General features: G+C 63.7%; 17 protein-coding genes. 12 read left to right on the top strand and 5 right to left on the bottom strand.

The genetic code is table 11. From position 1 onward, the window contains the following. The 3 genes from ACTNFJ_RS10925 to ACTNFJ_RS10915 all read right to left on the bottom strand — a co-directional run bounded on the left by ACTNFJ_RS10925 (nt 1) and on the right by ACTNFJ_RS10915 (nt 4,210). The gene (locus ACTNFJ_RS10925) at nt 1-1,971 is read right to left on the bottom strand and encodes a purple acid phosphatase family protein (protein WP_435906304.1); all 1,971 of its coding nucleotides are present in this window, start codon (nt 1,969-1,971) and stop codon (nt 1-3) included. 287 nt (nt 1,972-2,258) lie between these two features. Beyond that, the gene (lplAB, locus tag ACTNFJ_RS10920) at nt 2,259-3,317 is read right to left on the bottom strand and encodes a lipoate-protein ligase LplAB (RefSeq protein WP_435906303.1); all 1,059 of its coding nucleotides are present in this window, start codon (nt 3,315-3,317) and stop codon (nt 2,259-2,261) included. Between the two features lie 20 nt (nt 3,318-3,337). Then, nucleotides 3,338-4,210 carry an alpha/beta fold hydrolase gene (locus tag ACTNFJ_RS10915; protein WP_435906302.1) on the bottom strand — a complete coding sequence of 291 codons (873 nt, stop codon included), beginning with the start codon at nt 4,208-4,210 and terminating at the stop codon, nt 3,338-3,340. Between the two features lie 51 nt (nt 4,211-4,261). Here ACTNFJ_RS10915 and ACTNFJ_RS10910 point away from each other — a divergent pair, with 51 nt between their 5' ends. From ACTNFJ_RS10910 to ACTNFJ_RS10895, 4 genes are all read left to right on the top strand, one after another. Then, nucleotides 4,262-5,365: an alpha/beta hydrolase gene (locus ACTNFJ_RS10910; protein WP_435906301.1), complete on the top strand. Its 1,104-nt coding sequence runs from the start codon at nt 4,262-4,264 to the stop codon at nt 5,363-5,365. A gap of 9 nt (nt 5,366-5,374) precedes the next feature. Further along, on the top strand, nt 5,375-6,334 hold the full coding sequence (locus tag ACTNFJ_RS10905) for a 2-hydroxyacid dehydrogenase (protein ID WP_435906300.1): 960 nt from the start codon (nt 5,375-5,377) through the stop codon (nt 6,332-6,334). 34 nt (nt 6,335-6,368) lie between these two features. Then, nucleotides 6,369-7,361 (top strand): DUF2804 domain-containing protein, encoded by a 993-nt coding sequence (locus ACTNFJ_RS10900; RefSeq protein WP_435906299.1) that lies wholly within the window; start codon nt 6,369-6,371, stop codon nt 7,359-7,361. A gap of 146 nt (nt 7,362-7,507) precedes the next feature. Continuing rightward, nucleotides 7,508-9,049, top strand: coding sequence for a peptide MFS transporter (locus ACTNFJ_RS10895; RefSeq protein WP_435906298.1), 1,542 nt, complete (start codon nt 7,508-7,510; stop codon nt 9,047-9,049). 86 nt (nt 9,050-9,135) lie between these two features. Here the strand turns inward: ACTNFJ_RS10895 and ACTNFJ_RS10890 are convergent, their stop codons facing one another. Beyond that, nucleotides 9,136-9,903 carry an NADPH-dependent oxidoreductase gene (locus ACTNFJ_RS10890; RefSeq protein WP_435906297.1) on the bottom strand — a complete coding sequence of 256 codons (768 nt, stop codon included), beginning with the start codon at nt 9,901-9,903 and terminating at the stop codon, nt 9,136-9,138. 226 nt (nt 9,904-10,129) lie between these two features. Between ACTNFJ_RS10890 and ACTNFJ_RS10885 the strand changes: the two genes are divergently transcribed. From ACTNFJ_RS10885 to ACTNFJ_RS10860, 6 genes are all read left to right on the top strand, one after another. Beyond that, nucleotides 10,130-11,515 carry a glycine--tRNA ligase gene (locus ACTNFJ_RS10885; protein ID WP_435906296.1) on the top strand — a complete coding sequence of 462 codons (1,386 nt, stop codon included), beginning with the start codon at nt 10,130-10,132 and terminating at the stop codon, nt 11,513-11,515. 18 nt (nt 11,516-11,533) lie between these two features. After that, the gene (locus ACTNFJ_RS10880; protein ID WP_435906295.1) at nt 11,534-12,703 is read left to right on the top strand and encodes a CPBP family intramembrane glutamic endopeptidase; all 1,170 of its coding nucleotides are present in this window, start codon (nt 11,534-11,536) and stop codon (nt 12,701-12,703) included. After that, nucleotides 12,700-14,034: a hypothetical protein gene (locus tag ACTNFJ_RS10875; protein WP_435906294.1), complete on the top strand. Its 1,335-nt coding sequence runs from the start codon at nt 12,700-12,702 to the stop codon at nt 14,032-14,034. The genes ACTNFJ_RS10880 and ACTNFJ_RS10875 overlap by 4 nt, the downstream gene beginning before the upstream one ends. Nucleotides 14,035-14,148: 114 nt before the next feature. After that, complete coding sequence (locus ACTNFJ_RS10870) at nt 14,149-14,553, top strand: YtxH domain-containing protein (RefSeq protein WP_435906293.1); 405 nt, start codon at nt 14,149-14,151, stop codon at nt 14,551-14,553. Beyond that, on the top strand, nt 14,550-14,990 hold the full coding sequence (locus ACTNFJ_RS10865) for a phage holin family protein (protein WP_435906292.1): 441 nt from the start codon (nt 14,550-14,552) through the stop codon (nt 14,988-14,990). Before ACTNFJ_RS10870 ends, ACTNFJ_RS10865 begins: the two co-directional genes overlap by 4 nt. Next, complete coding sequence (locus ACTNFJ_RS10860) at nt 14,987-15,250, top strand: DUF3618 domain-containing protein (RefSeq protein WP_435906291.1); 264 nt, start codon at nt 14,987-14,989, stop codon at nt 15,248-15,250. Before ACTNFJ_RS10865 ends, ACTNFJ_RS10860 begins: the two co-directional genes overlap by 4 nt. A gap of 19 nt (nt 15,251-15,269) precedes the next feature. Here ACTNFJ_RS10860 and ACTNFJ_RS10855 read toward each other — a convergent pair whose 3' ends face one another. After that, the gene (locus ACTNFJ_RS10855; protein WP_435906290.1) at nt 15,270-16,160 is read right to left on the bottom strand and encodes a hypothetical protein; all 891 of its coding nucleotides are present in this window, start codon (nt 16,158-16,160) and stop codon (nt 15,270-15,272) included. Nucleotides 16,161-16,489: 329 nt separating this feature from the next. Here ACTNFJ_RS10855 and ACTNFJ_RS10850 point away from each other — a divergent pair, with 329 nt between their 5' ends. Continuing rightward, the gene (locus ACTNFJ_RS10850) at nt 16,490-17,275 is read left to right on the top strand and encodes a uroporphyrinogen-III synthase (protein WP_435906289.1); all 786 of its coding nucleotides are present in this window, start codon (nt 16,490-16,492) and stop codon (nt 17,273-17,275) included. A gap of 90 nt (nt 17,276-17,365) precedes the next feature. Then, complete coding sequence (locus ACTNFJ_RS10845) at nt 17,366-17,785, top strand: hypothetical protein (protein ID WP_435906288.1); 420 nt, start codon at nt 17,366-17,368, stop codon at nt 17,783-17,785. Nucleotides 17,786-17,802 lie beyond the last annotated feature (17 nt).

Here is a 17,802-nt window from a genome sequence, read left to right as displayed (position 1 = left end):
TTATGCGGCCTTTCGATTGGTGCGGAACGTGCGGAAGAGAAGTGCGCCACCGGCAGCTGCGAGCAGCGAGCCGAGCGCGATGGCGCCGAGCGCGGATTCGCCACCGGTGCTGGCAAGCCCCTGGCCCGCCGCGGTTGGCGACTGCGTCACGATGATGTCTTGCGAAACCGTGCGCCCGGATTCGAGGCCGCGGAGCACGATGCGGTGCTCACCTGCTGCGGTGTCGCTTGGAATCGTGACACGGGCGCTCACGGCACCCGTGTCGGTGGCGGTGCTGAGCGCGAGCGTCACCGGCGTGGAGTGCAGCTCGATCGCGACGCGTTCGCCTGCGAGGAATCCTGTGCCGGTCACGGTGAGGGAATCTCCCGGCGCGAGCGAGTTGTCGCTGAGGCCGACGGTCGGCGCCGGCGTTTCGGTTCCGGGGTCGGTTCCGGGGTCTGTCCCTGGATCTGTCCCTGGATCAGTACCGGGGTCGGTGCCCGGATCGGTGCCCGGATCAGTACCGGGGTCGGTGCCCGGATCGGTGCCCGGATCGGTTCCGGGGTCCGTCGGCATTGCAGGCGGCGCGACGCCCTCGCGGCTGGAGCCCGGCCCACCGGCCCACATCACATCATCAGTGACGAGCTTTTCACCCTGATCATCTTTCGTAATGGTGAAAGCGTCGAAGACCGTTCCATCAACCGTGCGGGCCTCGACGTGCATGCGCCCGTCTTCCGTCACGTCGACTGTCTGGAAGAGCTGTACGTCACGTCCGACGACGCGCAGGTTCGCGTTGTTGTTGATCCAGTTGTTCGATTCCGCGGCATCGGGAATGTACATCTTCGGACCCGCAACGCTCACAAGGTAGGCAGGGCCGGTGTGGCTCGTCGCGGGATCCGCGCCCTCTGGCAGGTTCTGTTCGTTTGCGAAGAGGTTGCCACGCCCGTATGCGTGATCGTGGCCTTGCACGACGAGATCAACGTCGTAGCTCTCAAACAGTGGCAACCAGGCTTCGCGGAGCGACTGGTTGTTGCGACCGCTTGTGACGGAGAAAATGGGGTGGTGGAAACTCACGACGGTCCACATGTTCGGATTGTCGGAGAGCTTCTCCTCGAGCCAGGCGGTCTGTGCGGCACGTGAATCGGTGCGCATCGCCTGGGTGCTGTCGAGGCTGATGAACCGCACGCCTTGGTAGTCGACTGAGTAGACCGTCTCCTCCAGGGTGTCGTGGCCCTCGGGGCCGTTCCGCGGAAACTCGAACTGCGCGCCCCAGTGCTGGGAGAGCGCCGGGCCGGGGTAGTACTCGTGGTTGCCCGTCGAAGCGATCACGTTGAGGTATTGGTTGGAGAATGCAGCGGCTTCGTGCCACTCGCCCCATTCGGAGTCGCTGGTCTCGGTATCGATGAGATCGCCTGCGTGGACCACAGCGCGCGCGTAGGGGCGTGCTTCAAACGCTGCGCGGAACGAGCGCGAGGTGTACGCCTTGTTGTCGTTCTGCGCGTCGCCCTGAACGAGGAAGCTGAACCCGCCGACCTCGTTGGTCGCGGTGGTGAATTCAAGCCACTCGCTCCAGGTCTCGCCATCGCCCACTCGATACACGTAGGTGGTGCCAGCGGCCAGACCCTCGATCGTGGCGGAATGATGCGCGACCGGGTATCCGAGCGTGGTGTCAAACTGATCAGAGGTCGTTGCTGCTAACGTCTGCGCACCCGAGGTTACGCTCGGCCCGCTCAGCGCCCACTGCACCTGCGGCGCGGTGACCGCGTCGGAGGTGCGCCACGACACCGACTGGCTCGTGGCCGGGTGCTCGGTCGGAGTGAGGATGATGCGGTCGGGCACTGCGGAGGGTCGGTGCACGGACGCCGGATTGACCGCGGGCGGGGCGAGCCCGCCACCGTTTGCGAGGGCCACACCACCCCCCAGCGTGCTCAGACCGATTGCAACGGCGAGGGTTCCCGCCGTGAGCAGTGCGGGACGGGGAATACGGGGCATGCGAGACACACCTCTCGGACGGGCGGCTGGGCCGGCTCTTAGGGCGCGCGTGGCGCGGGCGCACCAGAAGAGCGCGCCCAAAGATCGAGTGTGGCGCGGCAGGTGCCCGCAGAAATAGGGCAAAACCAGAGTGTTCCCGAGGCATTAACGCAGGCAATGTTTGCGTCACACCAAATTTGGATGGCGTTCACTCAGGCGTCATCCACAAGGGGACGCGAATGGTCCTGAGGCAGCGATGAGAGGACAATTTGCGTCCCCTTGCGCGAGTGATGGGGGAAGGGTGACGGCTACGGCACGCGGCGCAGCCACTCCTCGGTCGCGAACTTTTTTTCGACCAGCCGTTCGGCGGCGTCGTACTCACCCTCGGTGACCTCGCCGTGCGTGCCTCCGTGGCGGCGCACGAACGTGTCGACCATTTTGTCGATGATCTCGGCACGCGGGAGGCCGGTCTGGGTGCGAAGCGGATCCACCCGCTTTTGCGCACTCGCAATGCCCTTATCGGACAGCTTTTCGCGACCGATGCGGAGCACCTGGGTGAGCGCGTCGGCGTCCATGTCGTACGCCATTGTGACGTGGTGCAGCACCGCACCTGAGGCGAGACGCTTTTGCGCGGCCCCGCCGATCTTGCCGTGCGGGCTCGTGATGTCGTTCAGCGGTTTGTAGACCGCGTCGATCCCGACTGACTTCAGCGCTTCGAGCACCCACTCGTCGAGGTACGCGTACGATTCAGCGAAGGTCATGCCGCGCACCAGTTCTTCAGGTGCGTACAGGGCATAGGTGATGGTCGACTCGGGTTGCATGAACATTGCCCCACCGCCAGAGATGCGACGCACGAGCTGTCCGCCCCGTGCCGCAAGCTGCTCCTCGTCAACCTCGTTCTTGACCGATTGAAAGCTGCCGATGATGGCGGCCGAACGATCCCACTCCCAGATGCGCAGGGTTGGCCCACGCAGCCCTTCGCCCACAGCGATTGTCAGTACCTCGTCGAGGGCCGCATTCATCATGGGCGACATCGCTGGCTCGTGAACGATCTGCCAGTCGTAGTCGCGCCAGTGTGCCGCACCGGTCACTCCTCGTCGTACCGCGATGCCCACCGACTCGGGCGTGAAGCCGAGCAGGTGCACCTCGCTCGGAAGCGCGCGGCGGATCGCCTCGGCGAATTCGTCAATAGTTGATTGGGGGCTCAGCCCGTTCACCGCACCGTTGATATCGTTCAGTGCTTCGTCGGGTTCGAGGAAGAAATCGCCAGACAGGTGGAAATCAGCGATGCGGCCGTCGAGCAGTGCAAAGTCGACCACGACCAGCTTGCCGCCGGGAACCTTGTATTCGCCGTGATGTGTAGCCATGACACCAGAGTACGCCGCCGTTACGCGCGCGGGAAGCGGTCGAGCATCCAGGTGATAATCTCCGCGATTGCCTCGTCGCGGTTAGTTTCGTTGAGCAACTCGTGCCTCGCGCCCGGATAGACGCGCATAGTCACATCGCGCACGCCGCGAATGCGGTACGCGTCGGCGAGCAGGCGCAGGCTGTCGCCACGGCTCAGTGGATCATCGCCACCCGCGACAATGAGGATCGGCACGTCGGACGCCACGCTGTTCGCTGGGGTGCCGAAGAGTCGCAGGGCGTCTGCCAGCCCGAACAGCTTGATGATGTCGGCTGGGAAGCAGAGCGGGTCTGCGATGAATGCGCGCTGCACCTCAGGGTCGCGGCTCAGCCATTCGAACCCGTTCGCTTCGGGCCCGCGCCAACGCTTGTTGAGGTCGCCTGACTCCATCGACATCGGGGTGCGCTTTGCGCTGCCCGAGAGCACCACGCCGTCGTAGATGCGCGGCTCGCGATTGATGATCCGCTGGGCCATCAGCGACCCCCACGAATGGCCAAACATGATGATCGGCAGACCGGGGTACCTGTCGCGAGCGATTTCGGTGAGCTGGTGGATCGCGGCCTCCGCCGCGCGCAGCCCGCCGGGGCCGAGCTTTCCGAGCTGCGACAGGTCGCCATCCCACTGGCGGCGGCCAGTCTCGCCGTGTCCGCGATGGTCGTCTGCGACCACTGTGAAACCGGCGTCGCGCAGCGCCTCTGCGAAGGCGGCGTACCTCAGAGCATGCTCGCCCACCCCGTGCGCGATCTGCACAACCGCGTGCGGGTCCGCCGTCGCCCACTCGTACGCGGCGATCGTGATGCCGTGCGCGTCGGTGAAGTCGATGCGGGTGTGGTGTTTGTCAGCGTCAGTGCTCATCTTCCTATTCTGCCCGCCTCGAGTGGCGGGGAGCGCTCCTAGACTGGGCGGGTGCGCAGAAGACGATGGATCGCCTCGGCATCCATCCTGTTTGCCCTTGCAGCCGTCGCCGCGGTTGGAGGGGCAGGTGGGTTGAAAACGCTCGGAGAGGAGCGGTCGGTGAAGGTTTACGAAGAGCTCCTGCCTGGGCCAGCTTTCGATGCCACGGACACGTCGAGTGACGCAACGACCTCGGGTGCCGGCGGAGCCATGACGAGCTACCTACATGGTGGATCCCCGAATCGTCTCGGTTCTGCCTCCGTGCCCGTGCGGGCATATGAACCGCAGGGGGAAGAGCCGTGGGCGACTCTTATTTGGGCACACGGCGGGTCATTCGTGCGCGGCACGCTCGACTGGCCTGAGGCAGACTGGGCGGCTCGCGCGTTCGCCGAGGCCGGCATGCGGGTGTACTCCGTCGACTACGCCCTCGCGAGCGAATCCGTGAAGGCACCCGCACCCGCGAACGATGTGGCATCGGTCGTGCGCGCGGTCGCCGAGCGTCACGAGGGGCCACTGATCGTCGGTGGCGCGAGTGCTGGCGCGCACCTTGCGACCGAGGCCGCGTTGACGCAGGCTGATGCAGGTCGCCCGAGCGATGCCCTGATCATGCTGTACCCGACCGCGCACCGGGTGCAGCGGGCAGACTCACAGATCGCACAGCTCACCGCAACACTGCCAGAGACCCGACGCTTTGATGCGAGTCGCATCGCCCAGATGCACGCGTACTACCTCGGTGATGGCTCCGAAACTCGGGAGACGCCGGGGCCCGCAACGGATGCCGGTGCGGGCCCCGGCACGGATATGCGGACCGCGGGCGGCGCCGATCCACGCGGGTATCCGACCGCACCCACTGTGGTCGGAGAGCTCCCGTACGAGCGGCTGCGGCAGTTGCCCCCCACAGTCATCATCAACGCTGATGCCGATGAACTGCGCGCCTCTGGTGAGCAGTTTGCTGCGCAACTGCGGGCGGCCAAGGTGCCGGTGACCATCACCCTGCAACCCGGCACGGTGCACGGATATCTCAACCGCCCCGAGGAGTCGGACGGGGCCAGGGCCGATGCCCGCGCCACAATCGAACGGTTCGTGGCGGAAGTGCGCGCGATCCACCGTGAATAGACTCGTTGCATGACTCACTTGACAGTGTCGCTCGCCGCCGATGAAGGCCTCGCGGAGGCGGTCGGCGAGGTGCCGGGGGTGAACTTCGTGACCTGGAACCTCGACGGACCGCCGCCGGTGCCCCAGCTCGACCTGGTGGTTCCGCCCTACTGGGGTGGAAACCGCCAGCTCGCAAAGCTTGCCGAAGCCCAGGTACGGCTCGTGCAATGGCAGTCGATCGGCTTCAACGGCGTGGAGAAATACGTGCCTGCAGGTGTGCCGGTCGCCAATGCCTCGACCGTGCACGAGACATCAACCGCTGAACTCGCGCTGGGCCTTGCGCTCGCTGCACAGCGCGGGATTCCGGAGTTTGTGCGCCAGGGTGATGCATGTGATTGGCAGTTACGCTCCTTCCCGAGCCTCGCCGACCGGCGCGTCCTGATCGTCGGTTACGGCGGCGTCGGAAAGGCGATCGAGGCGCGGCTTGCCGGCTTCGAGGTGCGAGTTGACCGGCTTGCCCGCAAGGCACGGGTGGATCGCGACGCATCTGGCAATGAGGTGCCTGTGCGGGGATTCGACGAGCTGCACGAGGCCCTCGCAGGGGCCGAGGTGGTGTTTTTGGGGGTGCCACTGACCGCGGAGACGACCGGGTTAATCGATGCCACTGCGCTCGCCGCCATGCCCGACGGTGCGCTGCTCGTGAACGTCGCCCGCGGCCCAGTCGTTGACACGGACGCACTCGTCGCCGAGCTTACAGCGGGCCGCCTGCGCGCGGCACTTGACGTGACCGACCCTGAGCCATTGCCCGCAAGCCACCCGCTCTGGAAATGTCCGAACTTGCTCGTCACCCCGCACGTAGGCGGTGACTCATCGGCGATGCTGCCGCGAATGGCGGCGCTGATCCACCGCCAGATTGCCCACCTGCAGCGCGGTGAAACGCCCGAGAACCTCGTGCTCGGGGAGTGGCCACTGGCTGAACGTCACGCCTGAGAACACTCGAGAACAAGCGACAAGGAGACGCGCAATGGAGCGAGCACTCACCGGCCCGGTAGCGCTGACGATGCCGGATGGCACCCTGAACCCGGATGCGATCGGGTGGGCGGCACAGCTTGTGGTCGATACGAGCGCCCTCGGCGCGGGCCTGGGTCGCAACAAGCGCTGGGAATACTGGAACGTCGCGACGCCAACGCACATCATCGGGCTTACTGTGTCGTCGATTGACTATGCGTGCGTCCACGAGGTGTGGGTGTACGACCGGAAAACAGGCCAGACTTGGGGTGAAGCTGCCACGGTAATCCCGGCTCGCGGCGCGGTGCTTTCCCCCGTTCTCGAGCAGGGGCGCTCAATGGCGCGAGCCAAGAACCTCGCGATCGACATTGATGAGACGCCGACGGGAACGCGGTTACGCGCGCAGATTCCCGGTGTCTCCGTGGATGTGATTGCCGCGCTGCCCGAAGGCCACGAACGGCTCGCCCTGGTCGTCCCGTGGAGTGCCACCCGCTTTCAGTACACGGTGAAGGATGTTGCCCGTCCGGTGACCGGCACGTTACGCATCGGCTCCGTGGATCACCCGCTGCCAGCTGGGGAATCCTGGGCGGTGCTCGACCACGGCCGTGGTCGCTGGCCGTACGACATTGCGTGGAACTGGGGCGCAGGATCCGGTCGCTCGAACGGGCACGTGATCGGCGTGCAGGTCGGAGCAAAGTGGACCGCGGGCACGGGGGTGTCTGAGAACGCGTTCTTCGTCGACGGCCGCATGCACAAGATCCACGGCGAAACGGAGTGGGAGTATGACATCGAGAATTGGCGCGCACCGTGGCGAGTGCGGGGCGGTGGGCTTGAAGCCACGTTCGAGCCCTTCTACAACAAGGTGACCCGCACCGACCTACTCGTATTGAAAGGCCACACCGACCAATGCTTCGGACACTGGTCGGGCACGTTCACCCCTGACGGGGAGGCGGCGATCGAGTTCACTGGGATCCTCGGTTGGGCCGAGGAAGTGCACAATCGTTGGTGAATCTGCTGCACCGATTGCTCGCGCGGGCGCACACCGCGCACTGGAGCATTGGGCTACGACCCGCAAGGTGATCCTCGTCTCCTGATCGCCGCGCCGCACCGTACGGATGCGCTCGGCCTTCGCGACCGTGCCGGTATTCTGAGCCCATGGCTGAGCAGCACGAGAACATCCCCGAACAATTGCCGGTGGGGGCACCCGCCGACACTGGTGTGGCGGCGGAGGCCGGACGGCCAATCCATCATGAGGGATCGCACGACACAAGATTCTTCGGCCAGCCATGGGCGCTCGCCAATGTCTTCGGCGTCGAAATGTGGGAGCGTTTTAGCTTCTACGGCATGCAGGGCATCCTCCTCATTTACATGTACTTCACGGTCTCGGAGGGCGGGCTTGGCATCGACCGTGCCGTCGCGACCGGAATCGTCGGCGCTTACGGCGGAACCGTGTATCTCGTCGCGATCCTTGGCGCTTGGATTGCCGATCGGGTACTCGGTTCCGAGCGGGTGCTGTTCTATAGCGCCATTGTGATCATGGCGGGCCACATCGCGCTCGCCGTGCTGCCGAACGCGTGGGGCCTTGGGGTGGGCCTCGCGCTCGTTGCGATTGGTTCAGGAGGACTGAAGGCGAACGCCACCGCGGTCGTCGGCACTCTGTACGCAGAGGGCGACACGCGCCGCGATGCCGGTTTCTCGCTCTTCTACCTCGGCATCAACCTCGGGGCCTTCCTTGGTCCGCTCATCACGGGCCTGCTGCAATCCACCATGGGTTTCCACTGGGGCTTTGGCGCTGCGGCAGTCGGCATGGCAATCGGCCTTGTGCAGTACTCCTTCGGGCGCAAGCATTTGCCGGAGGATTCCCGGCTGGTCGCAAACCCGTTGCCGCGCAATCAGCGCGGTCGATTTATCGTGGCGGCTGTGGCCGGCCTCGCGTTGCTCGCGCTCGGAGTGCTCACCGGCGTGATCCGCGCAGACAACCTCGCGACCATTGCCATCATCATCATCATCCTTGCCGCAGCAATCGCCTACTTCATCGTGATTATCGGCTCGAAGCACATTAACCCGACCGAGAGGTCACGGGTTATCGGCTTCATTCCACTCTTCATCGTGAACGTGGGCTTCTGGTCGCTGTATCAGCAGCAGTTCACCGTGCTCACGATCTACTCAGATCAGCAGCTCGATCGCTCGATCTTCGGGTGGGAGATGCCGATCTCATGGATCAACTCGATTAACCCGATCTTCGTCATCATCCTGTCGGGAGTGTTTGCGGCGGTCTGGTCGAAGCTCGGTACTCGGGCTCCTGGGGCACCCGCGAAGTTCGGGCTTGGCTCGATCATCATGGGCGCAGCGTTCCTGCTGTTCATCCCGTGGGCGGGCGGAGGCCCGTCGTCGACGCCCCTGCTCGCGATGGCACTGATCCTTCTCGTGTTCACCGTTGCCGAGCTCTTCATCTCGCCCCCTGGGCTCTCGGTCACCACGAAGCTCGCCCCCGAGCGCTTCCGCACGCAGATGGTTGCGCTGTACTTTCTCTCGGTCGCGCTCGGCACGTCGATTGCAGGCTGGCTGGCTCAGTTTTACGACCCCGCTGCCGAGGTGCCCTACTTTGCGGTGCTGGGTGCCATTGCGATCGGGATCGGTCTGCTCATGCTTCTCGCGGTCAAACCCGTGCTCAAGCTCATGCGCGGGGTGCGGTAACGGGCTACCCCGATTCGGTTGGCTGAGCCGGCGGTTCTGCTCCGAGTCAGGGGTCACCCCCCGGCCCTGGCGCCGGGCTCAGGCGACTATTCTGAGTCGAAACCTTGTGACCGCAGCGACGCGCGCATCGTGTGGCGGCCGTGCAACCCTGCGATCTTCGCGAGGCGGCCAATGACCGTGCGCGCCCAACTACGACCTGGGTGCCCCTGCCCAGCGAAATATTGTTCGTAGCTCACCTCGTAGGCGTCGGTCGCGGATCTCCACCGGTCCGAATCGTAGACCTCATGGTGCAGGACACCCGAGAGTGGGAGACGCGGCTTGACCCCGCTGCCCTCGGATGGGTCGGGTACGCCGAGGGACATTCCCACCAACGGGAAAGCGTGACGAGGGAGGCCAAGCTCTTCGCAGACCGCCTCGGGCGCGTTGCGCAGGCTCCCCACGAACACTCCGCCGAGGCCGAGAGATTCAGCCGCGAGCAGCGCGTTTTGGGCGGCGATGCCCACGTCGATCGCGCCGATGAGTGTGTTTTCGATGAGACCGAGAGTCTCTGACTCGGCACCGTGCGCGCGCATGAGGGCCTCGTTGCGGGCGAGATCTGCGATCCACACGAGAAAAACTGGCGCCTCGGCTACGTAGTCGCGACCACCGAGCATCTCCGAGAGTCGTGCCTTGCGAGCCTGATCGCGCACCGCGATTACTGACCACACCTGCAGGTTTGACGATGTCGATGCCCGCTGGGCTGCGGTGACGATGAGCTCGAGTTGCGCGTCGGTGACCGGCGCGTCGAGATACTTCCGCACTGACTTGTGGGCGAGTTGCTGCGCGATGACTGCCGAGTGGGTTGGTCCAGACATATGCTCCCCTGGTCGTCTCGTGCCGTTCATTCCTGCTGAAGCGAGCATACTCGCTGCACTTGGCGGGGGAGATACGTGCGCTATGGGCATCCGACCGATCAGTCGAGATCTCGGGCGTGCGCACTCGGGACGAGGCAAGGTACGCCGCACTACACTTGACGGGTGTGCCCGGCTTCGGCCGGGCCGTTCCCAAGATCCCCGCTTGCCCCTTGGAGTGTGCTTCACCATGGCCGAACAGTCCCGTCTCGACAAAGTCATCGCCCTTGCCCGCCATCGCGGCTTCGTATACCAAGCAGGTGAGATTTACGGTGGATCGCGCAGCGCCTGGGACTACGGCCCCTTGGGCACGGCGCTCAAGGAGAACATCAAGCGCCAGTGGTGGAAGACGATGGTGCAGAAGCGCGACGATGTGGTCGGGATTGACTCGAGCGTGATTTTGCCAAAGCAGGTGTGGGAGGCCTCGGGCCACGTCGAGGTATTCAGCGATCCGCTCGTGGAGTGCCTGCAGTGCCACAAGCGGTATCGCGAGGATCACCTCATCGAGGAGTTTGAAGACAAGAAGGGGCGAGCGCCTGAGGGTGGGCTTGCCGAGATCGTCTGCGTCAGCTGTGGAACCCGCGGCCAGTGGACCGAGCCGCGCGCCTTCTCAGGTCTGCTGAAGACCTACCTCGGCCCTGTCGACGACGAAGCGGGTATGCACTATCTCCGCCCCGAGACTGCGCAGGGCATTTTCGTGAACTTCGCGAACGTATTGCAGTCAGCACGCATGAAACCCCCGTTCGGCATCGGCCAGATCGGTAAGAGCTTCCGCAACGAGATCACTCCCGGCAACTTCATCTTCCGCACCCGCGAGTTCGAGCAGATGGAGATGGAGTTCTTCGTTGAGCCAGGTACCGACGAGGAGTGGCAAGAGTACTGGATGAACGAACGGATGTCTTGGTACATCGGCTTGGGCATCGACCCGGGTAATCTTCGCTTCTTCGAGCACCCGAAGGAAAAGCTCTCGCACTACTCGAAGCGCACCGCCGACATCGAGTACCGCTTCGGTTTCACCGGCGGTGAGTGGGGTGAGCTCGAGGGCATCGCGAACCGCACGAACTTTGACCTCACCACGCACTCCGAGCACTCGGGCAAAGACCTGTCGTACTTTGACCAGGCGAAAAACGAGCGCTGGGTGCCCTACGTGATCGAGCCCGCCGCAGGCCTCACCCGCTCCCTGATGGCATTCCTTGTCGACGCGTATCGCGAGGAAGAGGTGCCAAACGCGAAGGGCGGCACCGATACCCGCACGCTACTCGCGCTTGACGCACGCCTCGCGCCGATCAAGGCCGCAGTTCTGCCGCTGAGCCGCAACGAAGCCTTGTCGCCGCTCGCGCGCGAAATCGCCGCCGAGCTGCGAGACGACTGGAACGTGGACTTCGACGATGCGGGCGCGATTGGTCGCCGTTACCGCCGCCAAGACGAGATTGGTACACCCTTCTGCGTGACCGTTGACTTCGACTCGCTCGAAGATCACGCGGTGACCGTGCGAGACCGCGACACGATGAAGCAGGAGCGTGTGCCCCGCACAGAGCTGCATGCTTACCTCGCCGAGCGCCTGCGCGGCTCGTAAGACCGAGAGGTTCAGTGCATGAGTTTCGAGCAGCAGCCTCCTTCGGGCCCGCAGCCGCAATCTACGCAGCCCGGAATGCCGCCCCAACCGGTTCAGGAATCTCAGGCTCCCGACGCCTGGGGGTGGGCGCAGCGAGCAGCTGCGCCGATCCACTGGGAAGAAACCGAACCACTCGAGTACCATCGGCTCTTGCGCGGCGCACCGAAGTATCGCTGGTGGAAGCCGCTGCTCGCACTTGTATTGGCGTTCTTCTACTACGTGACCTTTACGGTGGTCTTCAGTGTCATCGTGATGGTGCCATATCTCCTGCTTTCCGGGGCTGAGTTCACCGAAGACACCCTGTTGTCGATCGCGACTCCCGATACGCAACAGCCAATTTCGCTGGTGATCACCCTGGGATCGGTCGCGCTCATGATCCCGGCGGTGTGGCTCGCGATGCTCAGCACCGGGTTGACGCCGATTGGTCGGGCCTGGTCGGTCGCTCTCCGTATCCGCTGGCGGCTCCTATTCCGCACCGTGATCCCTGCGTTCGTTGCGCTCGCGGTGATGAACATCGTAGGCATCGGTGTCGAGCTCGCGCTGGCGGCCGTGAGAGGTGATGCGACTCCGATCCTCGAAGCTCCACCCATCGATCCAACTGTTGCTCTGTGGTCGGCCGCGATCATTCTCCTGCTCGTTCCCATCCAGGCAACCGCCGAAGAGCTCGTCTTTCGGGGCATGTTCATGCAGTCGCTCGGTGCCTGGTTCGGCGGATCACGCGCCGCAGGCGCGGTGGGCGCATTCCTGCGCGGGCCATGGATACCGATTGTTGTACCGAGCCTCATCTTCGGCTTCGCGCACATCTACGACATCTGGGGCTGGATGGTCGTGGTGCTGCTCGCCCTCGTCGCGGGGTGGCTCACCTGGCGCACGGGTGGTCTCGAGGCGGCAATCTCAATTCATGTGGTCAACAACTGGATCGCGTTCGGGTTAATGGTGCTCGCAATCGGCGGCGAGACCAAACAAACCGAGAGTGGCGCCGGGCCGGGTGCGATTATCGGGCAGATCGTCGGACTGGGTTTGTACGTGTGGTGGGTTGAGCGGATCTTTGTGCGCAAGGGCGGCCCCCGCACCCGCATTGACCTGGTGCAGTCGCGTCGGGTGATTCCGCAGACTCCGGTCCCGGTGCCCCCGCAGGAAACTCCATGATTGACGCCCTCGTCACGGGGCGTAGCGTTGCGGCGCTGCTCGCCGCGCTCGACCTCGCAGAGGTCGGGCTTCGAGTCGGCATCGCGATCGATGAGCGAGTCGGTGAGCCGCCCGCAGCGCCGGTGCGTGACCCAGATGGAATCGTTGCAGGATTTCTGAATAGGGTGGCCGCACCCATTGCCGGTGCCGGGAAATTGGGTGCACCCGGGGCGCTCCCGCTGGTGATCGAGCCTGTCGCGCCGTTGCTTCTTGATCGCGAAGGTGCTTGGGCTCCGCAACCGAGTCCTGCCGTGCTCGGCATCCCAGCGTCGCCTCTGTCATCTGAAGCCGTTCGACTGCTCGGTGCGGGCGCCTCACTCCGCGCCTATCTGGATCGCATCATGCCGCTCCTCGCAGTGGGGAAAGCGAAGACGCTCGGGCCACTCGTGCGGAAGCGAATTGGTGCGCGTCCGCTCGAAAGGCTAATCGAGCCGGTGATTCGCGAGCGATACGGCGTGAGCGCCAACGAGGTGGACGTAGCCCTCGCGGCACCCGGCCTCAACGAGGCACTCTCGCGAGTCGGTTCTCTGACGGGAGCTGCTCTTGCATACTCTGAGCGGAATGTTGCACGTGAAACACGAGTAATACCCGCGGGCGGTAGCGCAGCGCTCCAGGCCGAACTTCTGCGAAAGCTCAGCCTGTACGACGCGCAGCTAGTCGAGAGTCGAGTTTGTCAGGTTTCGCAGCGCCACTCTGGCCTGAGTGAAGCTGTTGGTGCGCCAGGATGCTGGAGGGCCACACTGAGCGACGGTCGGCAGATTGAAACTCGGTCGATAATTCTCGATTTCAGCAGAAACGCGATTCGCACGGAGATTCTCACCGAACTCGCACCCGAGCTTGGTGCGGATAAGATTCGCGTCCATGCCGCTGTAGACATATCTCGCCCCGAGTGGCTCGGGGACGGCCAGAGCGCGATTATGCTTCACGGGGGTTGGGCCGTTCGCCTGGAGACGCTTCCGGGGGCTCCAACGCGGGCGCACTTTACCAGTGCCGTTCTGGCCGAGCCGCCCTCGCTCGACGGAGTGGAAGCCGTGCTTTCACAATCGCTGACTGAGCTTGGGTTCAGCGAGCTTCCTGATGCCGAGTGGTCCACCGGCGTGGCCGCTGCGCCGTTCGCCACCATTGCGTCTCGTGAGCAGGCTGAATCTCGTGTGGCCAATCTCTCGGGCCACGCCCCGAAAATACTCGCGGTTGGGCGTTCCCTGTTCGGAGACGACTTGCCTGTGACGCTCGCAGCGGCACACGACGGCGCCGTCAGCTTGCGCCGGTACCTCACTGGTCTGATCGACTGAGGCGGGTCCGAGCCCTCGTATATCTCCATTCTGGAATATCTCTATACCTAGATCTTCTGTAGGCTGGCTGACAGTTAGGGAGTGGTGGCGCTCGTCACGGGAAATGGAGGAACCATGAAAGGCAAACTCGCATTTGTTCTCGGAGCAGCCGTGGGGTACGTACTGGGTGCCCGCGCAGGTCGTGAACGCTACGAACAAATCAAACGCCGCGCTGACAAGCTGTGGAACACCGAACCAGTGCAAAGAAGCGTCTCAGCTGTACGTGACGTTGTCGACGATCGGATCGATGAGCTGAAAGACCTGGCCAAGCGCGTGGGCGCAGACGTGGTGAACAACGTCGCCCAAAAGGCCGGTTCCAGCACGCGCCCTTCTGGATCTGCGGCTCACACACATGCGTCCGAGAAGACCAAACCCAAGTCGAGCGCAAAGTCGAAAGAATCGCAGAACTCCGACGCGTCCGCGAGCGACCGCGCAAGCGTTCAGAAGACTGACACCAAGAAGTCGGAATCCGACTCATGAGCCGTAAGAGTGATCAAGCGGGTACGTTCGAACTCCTGGCGCGGCTACCCCAGCAATTTGTCGCGCTCGCCAAAGCTGAGTTCGAGAACGCGAAACGAGAGATCACGACGAAGGCCAAGCGCAGCGGCATCGGCCTGCTGGCCATTGTGGTCGCGCTGTTCTTCCTCTTCTTTGCGATCGCCGCGTTTGTGACTGCGGCGATCGCGGGCATCGCCGTGGTGTGGCCTGTCTGGCTCTCGGCGTTAGTCGTGGCATTCGGACTCATACTTCTCGCCGCGGGAGCCATCTTCGGCGGCATTGCCCTCATCAAGCGCGGAATACCTGTGCCCGAGCAAACAATTGATCGAGTTGAGGGTGACTTCCAGGCAATGTCTGAGGTTCGATTCAATTCTTCTAGCCACACGCCGCAGGCCGACGGAAAGGGGAACTGGCGATGACCGATGCACCTCAGGTTCCGAGCGGGGTACAGACGGCCCAGCTGGCGCGAGCAGAGCTATATGACACACTGGGCCAGCTCCGGGAACGGCTCGACTACGCCCAGCGCATCGACGACAAGCTGGCGCGTACCAAGCAGCGCATTGCAGATGTCTCCCAGGAGAATCCGGGAGGCTTCGCAGCTGGTGTAGCTGGAGTGGCAATTGCCGCGGGTTTCGCGGTCTGGGGCGCGGCACGCCTCGTGCTCCGCGCCTTCGATTGACGGCCCCAGAGAGTCGTAGTTACCCGATCCGGACGAGCCCGATAATCACCGATGTGGACGGATCGTTATTGAAGCAGGTCTGGTAGTACACGTCATAGCCGCTCGGCACCGAGTTCATGTCCTCGACGTAGGCGTTGACCTGTTTTACGATGCCGGCTGATTGGTACACGCCACTCCCTGTAATGGTGATGATGGCACCCGCCTGCTTGGGGAACGAGGCTCCGCCACAGTGCCAATGCTCGGCGAGGTATGGGAACCATGACGGAGTCCACCACACTGGCCCCGTGCACGAATCGATCAGCGCTTGGCCACCAGTGCCCGCAGGTGAGACCGTGTAGCCCGAGGAGGGTGCGCTGCCCTGGGCGCTGCGTGGAACCACCGTGTTGACTTGCGATGCCGTTGCGGCTGGGGTCGCCGCAGAGAGGATCCGGGCAGCTTCAGCCTGACGCGCGTCCTCTTCGAGTCGGTACGCTGCGACGGCGCTCTCCCACGAGCTGAGGCCTTCGCGCAGTTCAAGGAGATCCTCCTTGAGTTCGACGAGCAAGTCGGCATCACCTCCGACGAGATGAACCCCCGTGCTCGTCGCGGTAAGCCAGGCGCTTGGGGTGAGTCGTTCGGCCTCACGGATTCTCTCCGCGAGTACGACTTCCGCTTCGTCAATGCTGGGCGAGCTCAGTACATTTCGCTCAACTGCCTCGGCGGCTGCGGAGCTGACGCTGGCCAACTCCGCCTGCAGGGCGGATATCTCCAGGCTGACTTCGGGCTCCGAAGCCTGGCTGGTCGCCACTGAGGCTGCTGGCAGAGGCGTCTCATCTGAGGCGGGCACGGCCGCGGCACCGGTCAGAACCTGGGTGGCGACGAGTGCGCTGAGCGCAAGGCCCAGACCGAAGGTGGGCACGGAAAAAGACACTAGATACTCCTGGGGAGGTGAAGAAACAGGCCTCCCCATCGAGTCCACCGTGCGACGCGGGCGCAGGGCTGCTACAGGTTACGTTCCGTTCCTGTGAGTCCGATCATCGCGAGCGACAGTGCGCGGCAGTGCTCGGTTGTGGAACGATCCTCGAGTGTTACGTTTCGGTTGCGTTTCGCGCATCTGTCCGCCCTGTTTTGCGTCTTTGCCCGCGCAGGGTCAGAATAGGGACATCTGGAACGACTTTTCCGGAAAGCCAGGACTGCGTCAATGAGATGACTCGTTCGAAGATTGGCTTTTGGTGTGTCCGAACAAAGTGAGTGGAGTCTATGGCGGCTGAGGCGAACCCGCTAAGCGGTCTCCGAGTGCTCGTGCCGCGCGGCGGTACATGGGGCGAACTCGTTGCTGAAGCGCTCCGCGAACAGGGAGCAAGCACGGTGATCGCGCCGCTCGTCGACTTTGCCCACACCAGCGAGGAAGACCGGCTGGTCGAGGCGCTTCATCGACTTGAGGCTGGTTACTATGACTGGATCACGGCGACGAGCGCCACGGTCGTTGACGTTCTGGCGCATCACCATGCCGTAATCCCCAGCAGCACGCGGGTCGCCGTAGTCGGAGAGGCGACCGAGGCGGCGTTCGTGCAGGCGGGGTATCAGGTGAGCCGAACGCCGAGCGAAGAAAATTACTCGACTGCGGGTCTCCTCGAAGTGTGGCCCGAGATTGATGCCGGGAACGTTCTCAAGGTACTCACCCTGCGTTCGGACGTGGCGAAGCCGGTACTCACCGAGGGCTTAATCAGCCGTGGGCACGACGTCACGCAGGTTGTAGCATTTCAGACGATCGGGATCCCGGTATCAGTGCACATCAGAGAGGATGTCGAGTCCGGCCGCATTAATGCTCTCCTCGTGGCCTCGGCAAAAATCGCCCGCGAAGTTGCCAGCCAGTTTCCGGAGCTCCCCGAGGGCACAATAGTTGCCTGTGTGGGTCCCCGCACGCACGTTGAAGCAGAAGCTGCGGGACTTCTCCACAACCCCGAACACACGAGTTCTCCCGTCAAACGTGCCCTGATCGAGACGGTGGAGTCCGTTATCGACCAGAGCGACATGCTCGACTAGACAGGAATCTTCACCGGGCACGGTAACGATTCGGTGCCGCCTGTGCGGTGTATGCAGCAAAACGTAGCTGCGACCGGCAAACTAGTGTGCATGGCGCGAGTTGAGGTGTACCCAGAACGAGTGGTGATCCAGCTCACTGCGACTGAAAAAGCTCTCGCTCTGCATCGCCGAGACGTGGTCATCGACCGCGACGCCATCACCTCTGCGTTGATCACCGACGATCCGTGGGTGTGGTTGCGGGGGGTGCGGTCTCCCGGCACCATCATCCCCGGCAAAATTGCCTTTGGTACATGGCGCAGTATCTCCGGCCGCGACTTTGCACTCGTGCGCGGTCGGCGATCCGCAATAGTTATTGACATTGACGTACCTGAGGGCGCGGAAGAGGATCACGGCTGGGTTTCCCAGTTTGACGGTTTTTCCCGTGTGGTCCTTTCGACGACACATGCCGCAGAGCTGATTAGTGCGCTGCGGCTGGATGGCGACGACTCGGTCTATCGCACCGTGGTGTAGACCACCGACAGGGTGAG

Origin of the sequence: Leucobacter shiyiweii, assembly GCF_052446065.1 — a bacterium.
Classification (GTDB): domain Bacteria; phylum Actinomycetota; class Actinomycetes; order Actinomycetales; family Microbacteriaceae; genus Leucobacter.
Note: the sequence above shows the minus strand (reverse complement) of the source record. Positions and strands in the feature narration are given on the sequence as shown.

Bases quoted from the DNA above. Each gene is read 5' to 3' on its own strand.
- ACTNFJ_RS10845 (WP_435906288.1), top strand. From the start codon at position 17,366: ATGGCGCGAGTTGAGGTGTACCCAGAACGAGTGGTGATCCAGCTCACT.
- lplAB (WP_435906303.1), bottom strand. From the start codon at position 3,317: ATGGCTACACATCACGGCGAATACAAGGTTCCCGGCGGCAAGCTGGTC.
- ACTNFJ_RS10900 (WP_435906299.1), top strand. From the start codon at position 6,369: ATGGAGCGAGCACTCACCGGCCCGGTAGCGCTGACGATGCCGGATGGC.
- ACTNFJ_RS10870 (WP_435906293.1), top strand. From the start codon at position 14,149: ATGAAAGGCAAACTCGCATTTGTTCTCGGAGCAGCCGTGGGGTACGTA.
- ACTNFJ_RS10925 (WP_435906304.1), bottom strand. From the start codon at position 1,971: ATGCCCCGTATTCCCCGTCCCGCACTGCTCACGGCGGGAACCCTCGCC.
- ACTNFJ_RS10850 (WP_435906289.1), top strand. From the start codon at position 16,490: ATGGCGGCTGAGGCGAACCCGCTAAGCGGTCTCCGAGTGCTCGTGCCG.
- ACTNFJ_RS10915 (WP_435906302.1), bottom strand. From the start codon at position 4,210: ATGAGCACTGACGCTGACAAACACCACACCCGCATCGACTTCACCGAC.
- ACTNFJ_RS10895 (WP_435906298.1), top strand. From the start codon at position 7,508: ATGGCTGAGCAGCACGAGAACATCCCCGAACAATTGCCGGTGGGGGCA.
- ACTNFJ_RS10880 (WP_435906295.1), top strand. From the start codon at position 11,534: ATGAGTTTCGAGCAGCAGCCTCCTTCGGGCCCGCAGCCGCAATCTACG.
- ACTNFJ_RS10890 (WP_435906297.1), bottom strand. From the start codon at position 9,903: ATGTCTGGACCAACCCACTCGGCAGTCATCGCGCAGCAACTCGCCCAC.
- ACTNFJ_RS10905 (WP_435906300.1), top strand. From the start codon at position 5,375: ATGACTCACTTGACAGTGTCGCTCGCCGCCGATGAAGGCCTCGCGGAG.
- ACTNFJ_RS10860 (WP_435906291.1), top strand. From the start codon at position 14,987: ATGACCGATGCACCTCAGGTTCCGAGCGGGGTACAGACGGCCCAGCTG.
- ACTNFJ_RS10885 (WP_435906296.1), top strand. From the start codon at position 10,130: ATGGCCGAACAGTCCCGTCTCGACAAAGTCATCGCCCTTGCCCGCCAT.
- ACTNFJ_RS10865 (WP_435906292.1), top strand. From the start codon at position 14,550: ATGAGCCGTAAGAGTGATCAAGCGGGTACGTTCGAACTCCTGGCGCGG.
- ACTNFJ_RS10875 (WP_435906294.1), top strand. From the start codon at position 12,700: ATGATTGACGCCCTCGTCACGGGGCGTAGCGTTGCGGCGCTGCTCGCC.